We start from the raw sequence: 12,328 nt of genomic DNA on the forward strand, positions 1-12,328 counted from the left end.
AACGGTACGCCGGCGCATCGAGGCGCTGCGGCGCGCGCTTGTCCTCTTTCAGGTGATGCGCTGAATGCTGGCGGCGATCTCTTCCGGCTCGAACACCCGTTTCCAGTCGTCACGCATCAGCACCGGCTTGCCGAATTCGATCGCCTTGTTGCAGGCGTCCGAGAAAACGCCCTTGGTCTCGCCGAAGATGACGGCGCCGAGCACGTTCATGTGGCCGAGCAGGAAGTCGAGCGCCGCCTGCTTGTCGACGCCGCGTGCCACGACCTCGTCGACGGCTTCCTTCATGACAACCAGCAGTGAGGCGCACACCGTCTCCGAAAGGCCGGGCTCCAACAGCGCCATCTGATCGACGGTGACGCGGTGCGAGCGCATGACCGGCGCCCAGATGATTTTCGCGATCGCCTCGCCCTTGGCGTAATCCTCTTCCGGTCCCTGCATCAGCGCGCTAACCATATGCTGCTTGGCCTTGACGCCGCCGAAATAGTCCTTCTTCGCCGCCATGTCCGTCTCGTCGTTGAAGATCGGCGGATGGCAGGGGTGGGTGACGAAATAGGTGAGGTCCGACCGCTTCGGCAGATGGCCGGCAAAGGGTGCCGCCGCGTCGAGCACCACCACCATCGTGCCTGGCGCCAGCTTGCTCTCGATGCTGGTCGCCACCTTGCCGATATGCGTATCGGGAACCGCCAGGATCACCACGTCGGCGCCCTTGAGCGCCTCGTCGGCGCTGACCGTATCGAAACCCAGTCCGGTCTTCAGCCGTTCGCGGCCGGCATCGCTGACCTCGACATGGCGTATCGTGTAGGGCGATCCGCGAAAATTGGTCGACAGGCGGTAGCCCATTTTTCCGCCGGCACCGAACAGCGCAATCGTTGTCATCTGGTCACTACTCCTGATCTCGGGCGACGGTATTGCCCGTCGTCAACTTATCAACTGGTATAATCATGCTACCAGATTTTGGCAATCCGATAATGGCGAATGGGTGCGGTCATGACTGCTGGTCTCCCGCCGGCACCGCGACGTCGCCGCCTGTAGGCTCGACCGGCGCTCGCCGCGTCATCGCCTGTCGTCCGGCAAGCGCGAGCACGAAGATGACGACGATGCCCTGCACGATGTCCTGGGCGCCGGGAGGCAGGCCGATGATCTGCATCGTGGTGACGATCAGGATCAAAAGGATGCTGGCGAACAGGGTGCCGACGGCGGTTGCAGAGCCGCCGAAGATCAGCGTTCCGCCGAGCACCACCGCGGCAATCGACTGCAACAGGTAGGGCTGGCCCATTTCGAGGAAGGCGCCGCCGATATAGGCGCCGAGCAGCAGCCCGTTGAGGGATGCCAGCACCGACGAGATGATGAAGGCCGATGCGATCACCGGGCCGGTCCTGATGGCGGCGAGCCGCGCGGCAGTGCGGTTCTGGCCGACCGCCGACAACAGTTGGCCGAACACCGTGTAGCGCAGCACAAACGAGGTTGCCGCCACGCCAAGGATTGCAATGATCGCCATGATCGGCACGCCCAGAATACGGCCCGATGCCAGGTATTTCAGCGCCGGGCTGACGGCGAAGCCCGAGATCGCCCGGTTCGACAGCAGCGTCGCGGTGGCCAGCACGTAGCCGGTGGCCAGCGTGGCGATGATGGCTGGGATGCCGAGCCCGACGACTAGCAGCGAATTGAGCGCACCGACAGCAAGGCCGAGCAGGACCGCGGCGGCAACGCCGATGGCGAGATTGGCATCCTGGCCCTTGATGGTGAGCAGCGCGACGAAGGCGCTGAGCGTGATCACCGAGGCGACCGAGAGGTCGATGTTGCCGCGCCCTGTCGTCACCACGAACATCTGGCCGATGCCGACAATCGTCAGGAAGGACGCCGACAGGACGATGCCCGACAGGCTGGACAGGCTGAAGCGGTTGGTGACGATCGACAGCACCAGCCACAGAAGCAGCACACCGATCGCCGCCCAGATCCAGCGGTTCCTCTGCGTCCAGATGCTGAAGGCGGTGAGCGCACTCATTGTTCGCTCCTGCGGTCGGCGGTCAGGCTGCGCAGCGTCAGCAGCGCAATCAGGATCAGGCCTTGTGTCGCGGCGTTGAAATCGCTGCTGACGTTCAGCGTGCCGAGAAGCGCACCGATCAGCGACAGCGTCACCGCCCCGGCAACGGCGCCGACCGGCGAGATGATGCCGCCCAGCAGCGAGCAGCCGCCCATCACCACGGCGGCGACGCTGAGCAGCGTGAACGAATTGCCGGAGTTGATGTCGCTCGCCGTGTTGATCGCCGTCAGCGACAGGCCGGCTGCACCCGCAAACAGCCCGGCGATGAGATAGCGCACCAGCGCATAGCGCGTCGGCGACCATCCCGAGCGGATCATCGCCGCCGAATTGTTGCCGAAGCCGCGCAGCACCACACCAAGCGGCAGCCGGTCGATGACGAAGACGATCAGCGCGACGGCCGCGATGAGGATGATGGAGGTTGGCATGAAGCCGAGCGACCAGCCAAAGAGCGCCGTCAGCCATTCCGGGCTGGCGCCTCCGGGCGTCGGCTGCAGCGCATAACCCAGCCCGACCCAGATGAAGGACGCGCCGAGCGTGACGACGATGGCCGGGATCTTGCGCGCCTGGATCACCCCGCCAAGCCCGGCATAGGCGGCGAGCGCCGCCACCAGCGCCAGCGCGCCGAGCCATGGCTGGTCGTAGAGCAGTGTGGCGCCGAGCACGCTGACGAGGCCGGCGAAGGCGCCGACGCCGAGGTCGATCTCGCTGCCGCCGACGATGAACATCTGTGCCGCCGTCACCAGCACCAGCGACAGCGCCGGCATCAGCAGCAGATCAAGGCCGAAGATCGAGGCGACGGCGGGATTGGCTGAGATCATCACGGCCAGCACGGTGGCGAGCCCGATGAAGGGTGCCGCATCCACCAGCCTGCGGCCAAGCCTTGTCGGTGGCGCAACCTTGTCTCGGGCAGTTGCGTGCCTGTCTGCCGGTTGGGTGAAGGACGCGCCGACAACAGCCGATTCCGTGATCGCGTCGCCGGTGAGTTCCCTGACGATTCGTCCGCCGGCAAAGACCAGCACGCGATCGCAGGCCAGCAGTTCGGCGTCCTCGGTCGTATGCCAGACCAGCGCGCGCCCAGTGCGCGCGATCTCGTTGCATAGCCGATAGAAATCCTGCTTGGTCGCGATGTCGACGCCGCGCGTCGGGTCGTCGAGCAGGATGATCGGGGTATCGGCGACCAGCGCCCGGGCGACCAGCGCCTTCTGCTGGTTGCCGCCGCTGAGTTCGGTGATGTTGGAGCGGAAACGGCTGTCGTCCAACCGTAGCTTGCTGGCGGCGCCGGTGGCCATGTCGCGGTTGGCGCGATCAGAAACGAGCCCGAACACCGGGCGGCGGGCCAGTGCGCCGATGCTGATGTTCGAGAGCACACTCCACAACGGGAACACGCCTTCCTTCTGCCGGTCGCCGGCGATGAAGCCGGCCTGCGCATGTCTTGTGACCGCCGGGATCTGCTTGCCGCTGAAGATCGCATGCAGCAGGTCCTTCTGGCCGCTGCCTTCGAGGCCGGCCAGCCCGACGATCTCGCCGCGCACGATCTCGATGTCGCGGCCGAGTTCCGATGTCAGCGGGCCGGAGAGCCGCACCAGCACGTCCTGGGCAGAGGTAGCGGAGACGGCGTGCTGGTGGATCGGATTGGCATCGCCGCCCATCAATTGCACCAGCCTGCCGATAGAGGCGTCCGCGACCTGGCCCTGCCATGCCGTGCGGCCGTTGCGCAGCACCACGATCTCGGTGGCGATGTCGATGATCTCTTGCAGCTTGTGGCTGATGAAGATGAAGGCAAGCCCAGCCTTCGCCCGCTCGCGAATGAAGGCTCGCAGTTGTTTGGAGCGGTCGAGATCGAGCGATGAGGTCGGCTCGTCAAGCACGATCAGCCTGACGCCGGGCGTTGCCGCGGCACGCGCGATCTCCACCATTTGCCGTTCGGCGATGGAGAGGTGGCCGACTTCGGCGTCGGCATCGATGCCGTTGCCCGGGAAGACCGCATCGAGCGCGGCTCGAGCCCGAGCCCTGTAAACCGCTCTCCACCCAGGTCGGGCCGCCGCATCCTGAGGCGTCTCCAGAAAGAAGTTCTCGGCGACCGACAGGTTAGCGCAGAGCGAAAGCTCCTGATGCACCATGCGGATGCCGCGCCGCTGTGCCTCGGCGGTGCCGTAGTCGGCGAAGCTTACCTGATCGTCGGTGAAGGAAATCGAACCCAGCGTCGGCCACATCGCACCGCACAGGATACGCATCAGCGTCGATTTGCCAGCGCCATTGCCGCCGACCAGCCCGATCACGTTGCCGGCACCGACGCAGAGGTCGATGCCTGCATTGGCGAGCGTCGGTCCAAAGCTCTTGGTGATCCCGGTGAGCGAAACGACGCTTTGCCGGATTGGAGCGGCAGGCGCCTTGGCGGCGGCCCTGTCCTGATCGGCGACGGCAGGCTGGGACATTCGTCCTCCGTTTCTTCGACAGCGACGATCGAACGGTGCTGCGGCACCGCTCGATCCGGCAGCGCTGGGTCGCGTTACTTGCTCAGCAGGTTCTGTTTCACCCAGTCTAGCGAATAGCTGGGGCTGATGATCTGGCCGCCCGGCAGCTTGGCGTACTCCTTGAGGTTGCCGGCATCGACCGTCGCCACCGGCATGATCATCAGCTTGGGCGCCTGGGCGCCCTTCAGCAGCGACAGGCCGAGCCAGAAGACAGCACCGCCGATGCCGGGCGTGGTGTTCATGGACACCGTCTGGTAGCCGTTCTTGGCGTTCTCCTCGGCCCACCATTTGACGAAGTCGGTGCCGCCGCCGCCTTCGATGATCGGCATCTTGCCGGCGTAGTCGCCGCCATACTGGACGAAGGCCTGCGCGATGCCGACATCGTCGCTGCCGCCCTGGCCGAGCACGGCGTCGACATGCGGCAGCGAGGGCAGCACATTGGCGATCGCCGCCTGCGCCACCGAGGCGGTTGCCTGGCCATAGACGGTCGCGACCACCTTGATGTCAGGATATTTGGCCAGCACCGACTGCTGCGCGTTGAACATATCGTTGTCGGGCGCCGAGCCCTTCACACCGCGCACCTGCAGGATGTTACCCTTGCCGCCGAGCATCTTGAAGACCGCCTCGGCCTGGGTCGCCTTGTAGCCCTTGAAGTCGAAATTGAGCTGGTAGTTGCAGGGCGCCGAGGCCACCGAATCGAAAGAGATGACGATGATGCCGGCTTTGCAGGCCTTTTCGATGATGCCATTGACCGCCGTTTCCGAGGCGGCGTCGACGGCGAGCACGTCGACCTTTTTCAGGATCAGCTCGGCGATCTGGCTGTTCTGCTGCGCCACCGAACCGTCGCCGTTCATGACGATATAGTCGGTGATCTGACCGGCGGCCTTCGCTTCCTTGGCGGAGGCTTCGAACGCTTCGACCATCTGGTGCCGCCAGGTGTTGCCGTAATAGGCGTTGGCGAGCGCGATGACCGGCGCGTCCGGTGATGCCATTGCCGGCAACACGGAGACACTCGCCAGCGCGGCGCCGGCAAGCGCCGCCACAGTTACAAATCTCATGGTATTTCCTCCCAAAAACACGATCGGCTTGGCTTGCCACACGAGCATAGCGCAACCTCCCAGAGACACGCTATGTCAGGTACATATTATACCAGCATACCAAATAGGCAAGCGTCGGCATGACACTGCCGTGCATCGCCTGTTGTTGGGGCTGCCACCCCGGTGGTAATTCGTGATCGCTCTCTAGGGAGTCGGGGCGCTACTTCAAAAGGTCGACAAGCACGTCGAAAGCTGCATCGATATCGCCGCGGACCGCCGCCTGAACTGCCTGCTCGTTTCGGTCGCGCAGGGCCGCAAACATCTGTTGATGGTACGCGTTCGCGGTCGAATAGGACCCATGCAGCATATTGAAATAGGGGCTGATCTGCAGCCATAGATCCTTGATAATCTTGAGCAGGGTCTCGGATCCCGCTGCTCGGTAGATTGCGAAGTGGAAGGTGTAATTCGCCCTGAGGTAGGCCTTTACGTCGTCCGCGCCATTCGCCCGTTCCAGCGAGTCCAAATCGCGCGCGAGAATCGCAAGATCCGCTTCACTGCGGTTCTGTGAGGCCCAGCCGGCAGCAATGGCCTCTATCTCAAAACGTACATTGCGCAAATCGGTGAGCCGCTCGCGGCTGAGCGCCGGAATACCGATAGAGCGCCCAGATACTACGGTCAGCGCGTTGGCTGCCGTCAGGCGCCGCAGCGCTTCCCTGACCGGCATCGGGCTGACGCCAAAGGCGTCCGCGAGGCTCTGAACCGTGACCATCTCGCCCGGCACGATGCTGCCGTCGAGGATCAGTTCGGTGACCTGGTTATAGACCCGGTCCTGCAGAGTTTCCTTGGATAGTGGAATGATCTCGACACCAGGCTTCCTGAACGCGGATCCAGCCATCTCCTGTCAACCTTCCCGCCTGAGAGCGACACCTTGCTTGTGTGCTTGTGTCGGAATGCAAGGTTCGTGGTGCCACGTCAAGCGGCTGACACAGCCGGTTTTGATATAAGCGATTTCATCATTGATATTTGATCAAATCGTGTTAGGGTGCGGGCATCGAATGACGAGGGTTACATTTTGTGCCCTTGGGAGGCATTCGATCGTTCTGTTTGGGAGGAGTTTCACATGGGTATCGGATCGAAAGTCCGGCGGCTCGCGCTGCTGGCCGGCATGGCTGCGTGCGCCTTCGGCCTCTCCGCCGCGCAGGCCGCCGAGAAGCACAAGATCTTTCTCAGCATGAGCTACATCGGCAATGATTGGCAGGCGGAGGCAGCCAACATGGTCAAGGCCATGGCCGCTCACAAGAGCCTGGCCGACAAGGTCGACTTGCAGGTCCAGGTCGCTGGCCCCAACGCGCAACGCCAGATTCAGCAGATCAACGCAATGGTGCAAAGCGGCGCCGAAGCGATCGTCGTGTATCCGATTTCACCGACCGCGCTCAACCAGGTCGTCAAGAATGCTTGCGAGAAGGGTGTGAAGGTCTTTGCCTACGACGCCGAGATCACCGAGCCTTGCGCCTACAACGTCCACATAGACCAGTTGGAAGCGGGCAGGGTGACCGCCGAATGGCTGGTCAAGAAGCTCAACGGCAAGGGCAACATCATCGCCATCACGGGCGTCCCGGGAACATCCGTTGACGATCAGCGGACAAAGGCCGCCAAGGAAGTCTTCGCCAAATACCCTGACATCAAGATCGTCGGCGAGGCTGTCGGCATGTGGAGCCAGGCGGTCGCCCGCACTGAGCTTTCGAAGATACTGGCCACCCGCAATTGGGACGACATCAACGGTCTGTGGATGCAGGTCGGCTGCTTCACCGCCAACTCGATGCAGCTCGAGGCTGGCAAGAAGACCAGCGAACTCCTGCCTTGCGCCGGCGAAGGTTCCAATGGCGGCCGCATCCAGATGCTGCCGGAGGGCACCGAAGTCGAAGGTGCTGCTCCCCCTTATGCACCTGCGGGCGCACAACGCATTTCCTATGCCTCGCCGCCTTATTCGGGTGCGCTGGCGCTGAAGCTTGCCGTCGAGGCGATCGAAGGCAAGGACGTGCCGAAGACCACCATCCTGCCGCTGCCGGTCGTCACCAATGAGACGATCAAGCTGTGCGACGAAGGCACATGGGCGGAGATGAAGGCCGGCTGCAACGCCTTCAAGCCGTCGCTGGTCTCCAATCCGGGCTGGTTTGCCTCGATCTTCTCGGACCAGACACCCGAGGTCGGCCTCGCGGCTGCCCTCGTCGGACAACCGGAAGAATAAGCCTCCCAAGGCGATCTTGACGATGCGCGGACATTTTCTGTCCGTGCATCGTCGGTCCATGCCAGCCCGGCGATCGAGGACAATGACAGAACATTCCGAGCTTCCCGCCATCGAGATCGACGGCATCAGCAAGGCGTTCGGCCCGACCGTCGCGCTGGACGGCGTGTCGTTTCGGATCGCGCCCGGCAGCGTCCATGCCCTGCTCGGTGAAAACGGAGCCGGCAAGTCGACACTGGTGAAACTGCTGTCCGGGCTGGTCCGGCCGAGCCAAGGCGATGTCCGTGTCTTCGGTAAGGAGATCGCTTACGGCGCGCCGCGCGCAGCACATGCGCTGGGCATGCAGACAGCGTTCCAGGAGATGACCCTGGTGCGCGACCTCTCGGTCCTCGACAACATGATGCTGCCTTATGCCCCCGTCGGCATCTCCGGCCTGATCCGCCGCGGTGCTGCCCGCAAGGCCGTCCGTCGCCACATCGAGGATCTCGGTTTTTCCGTCGATCTCGATGCCGAGGTGAGCGAACTCGAGCTTTCTGTGCGCCAGAAGATCGAAATCGCGCGCGCTGTCTACAGAAGGCCGCGCATCCTTTTGCTCGACGAACCGACCTCGACGCTCGCCGGCCGCGACGTTGACTGGCTGGGCGACATCATCGCCAGGCTGAAGGCGGCGGGCACCACCATCGTCTTCATCACGCACCGCATGCGCGAGGTCCGCGCCTTTTGCGACGCGCTGACGATCCTGAGAAACGGCCGCCACATCGTCACCGCGCCGGTCGCCGACGTCTCGGATGGCGACGTCATCGAAAAGATCATCGGCCGCAGCATCGAGCAGACCTTCCCGCCCAAGCCGGACAGCGCCCAAGCTTTCGGTCCGCCGGTTCTGGGCGTGCGCGGCCTCAAGGTCGGGCGCAAGCTCGACGGCGTCGGCTTCGACCTGCGCAAGGGCGAAATCCTCGGCGTCGCCGGATTGCAGGGCATGGGCCAGCAGGACCTGTTCCTGGCCTGCTTTGGCATGGCCGAGATCGAGCGCGGCCACATCCTCGTCGACGGCCGCAAGGTCTGGCTCGGTTCGCCGGCCGATGCCTTGCGCCCCAACATGGCCATCGGACTAGTGCCGGAAGACCGCAAATCCGAAGGCCTGTTCCTGAAGCTGTCGGGCAACCAGAACGCCACCCTGCCGGTGATATCGCGCTTCACACGGCTAGGCCTTGTCGACGCGCAGGCTGAGACCCGCTCCGTCGAGGCGGCATTCGCCACTGTCGAGGTCGACCGTCGGGCGCTGTGGACACGGGCCGGTGCGTTTTCCGGCGGCAACCAGCAGAAGATCGCCATCGCCAAATGGCTGGTGGCGCAGAGCCGCATCCTGCTGTTGTTCGATCCCACCCGAGGCATCGACGTCGGCACCAAGCACGAGCTTTATGTGATGATGCGAAACTACGTGGCTTCGGGCGGCTCGATCCTTCTGCACTCGACGGAGATCCCCGAACTCGTCCACCAATGCGACCGGGTCCTGGTTCTCTACGACGGGCGCATCGCGGCCGAACTTGAAGGCCACGCCATCACCGAACCGGCCATCATGCGCCCGGCGCTCGGGCATGCCGGGGAAGCCGCCGCATGAGCAGCGCGGCATCCTCATCCCCTGTTCCCGGCGGCTTCGGATTGCGCCGTGCGCTGATGCGCAATCGCGGCGCGCTGATCGCAGCTCTCGTCCTGGCGATCCTGCTCTTCGTCGTCGACTGGATCAGCGCCGGGCCGCTGACCTATTTCGATGTGTCGTTCCTGTCGAGCGGCGGCGCCACCTCGGCGCTCGCGGCGATCGGCCAGACCATCGTCATCCTGTCGGGTGGCTTCGACCTGTCCGCCGGCGCGGTGATATCGCTGGTCAATGCCGTGCTGGCATCGAGCATGGACCCGATGGCGCCAGGCGCCAGCATCATCCTGTGGACCGCCGTCGGCATCGGCGTCGGTATGGCGGTGGGCGCCTTCAACGGCTTCTTCATCGCCGTGCTGCGTATGCAGCCCATCGTGGTGACGCTGTCGACCATGTTCATCCTGCAAGGCGTGACGCTGCTGGTGATGGACAAACCCGGCGGCTTCGTGTCGCCCGATCTCGGTACCTTCTATCTTGGCGACGCGATCACCGGCTGGCTGCCGATGCCGCTGGTGGTGATCGGCGTCGTCCTGCTCGCCTGGTTCTGGCTGAAGGGAACCCGCTTCGGCACAGCACTTTATGCGGTCGGCGGCGATGCGGAGTCTGCCGCTGCCGTCGGCATCAATGTCGTGCTGGTGCGCTTTGCCGTCTACGTGACCGCCGGCGGCTGCTATGGCCTCGCCGGCGTGTTCATCAGCGCCCAGACCGGCAGCGGCGATCCACTGGTCGGCAATCCGCTGCTCTTGTCGATGTTCGCGGCGGTCGTCGTCGGCGGCACGCGTCTCGGCGGCGGGCAGGGTGGCCCGGTGGGTTCTGTCTTCGGCGCCTACATCCTGATGATCGTGGTGAACATCCTGCTGGTGCTCAATGTGTCGGCCTACTATGCGACCATCGCCGAAGGCACCATTCTGGTGCTGGCGGCACTTGCCGGCTCCATCTCCCACGCATCGGTGCTTGCCGTGCAATTGCGCGCCGCGCGCGCCCGGCTTGCCGCCTGGCGCGCCGGCATATTGCCCTCGCAACTCGAGCGCGTGGACCGGCGTCTCAAGATCGCCGAACCAGCCTATGGCCAACGCAGCCCGGCATCGCCGCGCCCTGCCTTCCATTTGCGCAATGCCGAGACGCTGCGCTATGCGCTGCCCGCCTATGTCTGCCTGCTGCTCATCGTGATCGTCACCCAGATCTGGCTTGGCCGCGCCATCCTCAATCCGGGTTACTGGAATTCGCTGCTGGTGCTGTCGTCCTTCCTCGCTGTCCTGGCGCTCGGGCAGGGAACCGTCATCCTGACCGGCGGCCTCGACCTCTCCGTGCCGTGGACGATCGGCATTTCCGGCATCATCCTGGCAGGCATGGTCAACGGTTCCGATGCGGCCCTTGTCTACGCTCTGCCGGTCGTACTGGTGATGGCTTGCGCCATCGGCTTCGCCAATGGTTTCGGCATCGTCTATCTCGGCATCTCGCCGATCGTCATGACGCTCGCCACCAACGGTATCCTGCAAGGCTGCGCGCTGCTCTATTCGCAGGGAACGCCGGCCGGTTTTTCCTCGCCGATGCTGCGCTGGGTCATGACGGCCAAACTCGGCGGCCTGCTGACGCCGATCGTCCTGCTGATGGTGGTCTTTGTCGTTGCGGCGGTGCTGCTGCTGGGGCGCACGCCGTTCGGGCGCAGAGTCTACGGCATCGGCAACGGACTGCGCGCGGCGCGATTGTCGGGCATCGGGGTCGAGCGCACGCTGATCTTGGTCTATATGCTGTCAGCCGTCTGCGCGGCTGTTGTCGGCATCATGCTGACCGGCTTTTCCGGCCAGGCGAGCCTCGGCATGGGCGACGATTATCTCCTGCCCTCGATCGCCGTGGTGGTGGTCGGCGGCGCGCTGATCACCGGCGGCCGTGGCCACTATCTCGGCATGCTTGGCGGGGTCTTGTTGCTGACAGCGCTGCAAATGCTGCTGGCCGGTACCACGCTTCCATACGCCACAAGGGCAATTCTTTACGGGCTGGTCGTTCTGGGCGCCGTCATGGCGCTGCGCGAACGGCGGCTGCAATGAGAAGGACAGGACCATGAGCACAAGGGCGCCGGCATCGGGGGACGAATTTCTGACTGGGCTGAAAGGCCAGCGCGTGCTGGTGACGGCGGGCGCAGGCGGTATCGGTTTTGCCATAGCCGACACGCTGTCACGCCTCGGCGCCCGCATCGTGGTCTGTGACGTTTCCGACGAGGCGCTGGCCGCTGCTCCCGGCAAGATCGACCTCGTCGCCGCGGTCAAGGCCGATGTTTCGCGCGACGAGGACGTCGACCGTCTGTTCGAGGCGGTCGAGAAAAAGCTCGGCGGGCTCGATGCGCTGATCAACAATGCCGGCATCGCAGGGCCGACCGGCGGTGTCGACGAGATCGATCCGGCCGACTGGCGGCGCTGCATCGACATCTGCCTGACCGGCCAGTTCCTGTGCGCCCGTCGCGCCGTGCCGCTGATCAAGGCGGCGGGCGGCGGTTCGATCGTCTCGATGTCGTCGGCCGCCGGCCGCCATGGCTACGCCTTCCGCACGCCTTATTCGGCGGCCAAGTTCGGTGTCATCGGTCTCACGCAAAGCCTGGCCAAGGAGCTCGGGCCGCACGCCATTAGGGTCAACGCCATCCTGCCCGGCATCATCGAGGGACCACGCATCGAAGGTGTTATCTCGGCGCGCGCCAAGCAGGTCGGTATCAGCCACGAGGAGATGACCGGACGCTATCTCCAAAACATCTCGCTGCGCCGCATGACCAGCCCCTATGATGTCGCGTCGATGGTCGCCTTCCTGCTCTCCGATGCGGGCATCAACATTTCCGGCCAGTCGCTCGGCGTCGACGGCAACGTCGAAACACTTTGAGGAACAAGC

Annotated in this window: 9 protein-coding genes; 4 read left to right on the forward strand and 5 right to left on the reverse strand. The window is 64.3% G+C overall.

The annotated features are described in order from the left end of the window. Positions 1-48 precede the first annotated feature (48 nt). From LB558_RS04135 to LB558_RS04155, 5 genes are all read right to left on the reverse strand, one after another. Complete coding sequence (locus tag LB558_RS04135) at positions 49-876, reverse strand: phosphogluconate dehydrogenase C-terminal domain-containing protein (protein WP_224696348.1); 828 nt, start codon at positions 874-876, stop codon at positions 49-51. Positions 877-985: 109 nt separating this feature from the next. After that, positions 986-2,005: an ABC transporter permease gene (locus LB558_RS04140; RefSeq protein WP_224696349.1), complete on the reverse strand. Its 1,020-nt coding sequence runs from the start codon at positions 2,003-2,005 to the stop codon at positions 986-988. Next, a complete protein-coding gene (locus tag LB558_RS04145; RefSeq protein WP_224696350.1) occupies positions 2,002-4,479 on the reverse strand; it encodes an ATP-binding cassette domain-containing protein in 2,478 nt (825 codons plus the stop codon). The genes LB558_RS04140 and LB558_RS04145 overlap by 4 nt, the downstream gene beginning before the upstream one ends. 74 nt (positions 4,480-4,553) lie before the next feature. Further along, positions 4,554-5,576 carry an ABC transporter substrate-binding protein gene (locus LB558_RS04150; RefSeq protein ID WP_224696351.1) on the reverse strand — a complete coding sequence of 341 codons (1,023 nt, stop codon included), beginning with the start codon at positions 5,574-5,576 and terminating at the stop codon, positions 4,554-4,556. Between the two features lie 199 nt (positions 5,577-5,775). Beyond that, a complete protein-coding gene (locus LB558_RS04155; protein WP_224696352.1) occupies positions 5,776-6,450 on the reverse strand; it encodes a GntR family transcriptional regulator in 675 nt (224 codons plus the stop codon). 225 nt (positions 6,451-6,675) lie between these two features. On the opposite strand from LB558_RS04155, the gene LB558_RS04160 reads away from it, so the two are divergent. From LB558_RS04160 to LB558_RS04175, 4 genes are all read left to right on the forward strand, one after another. Next, positions 6,676-7,803 carry a sugar ABC transporter substrate-binding protein gene (locus LB558_RS04160; protein ID WP_224696353.1) on the forward strand — a complete coding sequence of 376 codons (1,128 nt, stop codon included), beginning with the start codon at positions 6,676-6,678 and terminating at the stop codon, positions 7,801-7,803. 82 nt (positions 7,804-7,885) lie between these two features. Continuing rightward, positions 7,886-9,418, forward strand: coding sequence for a sugar ABC transporter ATP-binding protein (locus tag LB558_RS04165; protein ID WP_224696354.1), 1,533 nt, complete (start codon positions 7,886-7,888; stop codon positions 9,416-9,418). Next, positions 9,415-11,499, forward strand: a complete 2,085-nt coding sequence (locus LB558_RS04170) for an ABC transporter permease (protein ID WP_224696355.1) — start codon at positions 9,415-9,417, stop codon at positions 11,497-11,499. Before LB558_RS04165 ends, LB558_RS04170 begins: the two co-directional genes overlap by 4 nt. A 13-nt stretch (positions 11,500-11,512) precedes the next feature. Beyond that, on the forward strand, positions 11,513-12,319 hold the full coding sequence (locus LB558_RS04175) for an SDR family oxidoreductase (protein ID WP_224696356.1): 807 nt from the start codon (positions 11,513-11,515) through the stop codon (positions 12,317-12,319). Positions 12,320-12,328 lie beyond the last annotated feature (9 nt).

The sequence above is a fragment of the Mesorhizobium sp. CO1-1-8 genome (assembly GCF_020164875.1).
GTDB lineage: Bacteria > Pseudomonadota > Alphaproteobacteria > Rhizobiales > Rhizobiaceae > Mesorhizobium.

Bases quoted from the DNA above. Each gene is read 5' to 3' on its own strand.
- LB558_RS04175 (WP_224696356.1), top strand. From the start codon at position 11,513: ATGAGCACAAGGGCGCCGGCATCGGGGGACGAATTTCTGACTGGGCTG.
- LB558_RS04170 (WP_224696355.1), top strand. From the start codon at position 9,415: ATGAGCAGCGCGGCATCCTCATCCCCTGTTCCCGGCGGCTTCGGATTG.
- LB558_RS04135 (WP_224696348.1), bottom strand. From the start codon at position 876: ATGACAACGATTGCGCTGTTCGGTGCCGGCGGAAAAATGGGCTACCGC.
- LB558_RS04150 (WP_224696351.1), bottom strand. From the start codon at position 5,576: ATGAGATTTGTAACTGTGGCGGCGCTTGCCGGCGCCGCGCTGGCGAGT.
- LB558_RS04160 (WP_224696353.1), top strand. From the start codon at position 6,676: ATGGGTATCGGATCGAAAGTCCGGCGGCTCGCGCTGCTGGCCGGCATG.
- LB558_RS04145 (WP_224696350.1), bottom strand. From the start codon at position 4,479: ATGTCCCAGCCTGCCGTCGCCGATCAGGACAGGGCCGCCGCCAAGGCG.
- LB558_RS04155 (WP_224696352.1), bottom strand. From the start codon at position 6,450: ATGGCTGGATCCGCGTTCAGGAAGCCTGGTGTCGAGATCATTCCACTA.
- LB558_RS04165 (WP_224696354.1), top strand. From the start codon at position 7,886: ATGACAGAACATTCCGAGCTTCCCGCCATCGAGATCGACGGCATCAGC.
- LB558_RS04140 (WP_224696349.1), bottom strand. From the start codon at position 2,005: ATGAGTGCGCTCACCGCCTTCAGCATCTGGACGCAGAGGAACCGCTGG.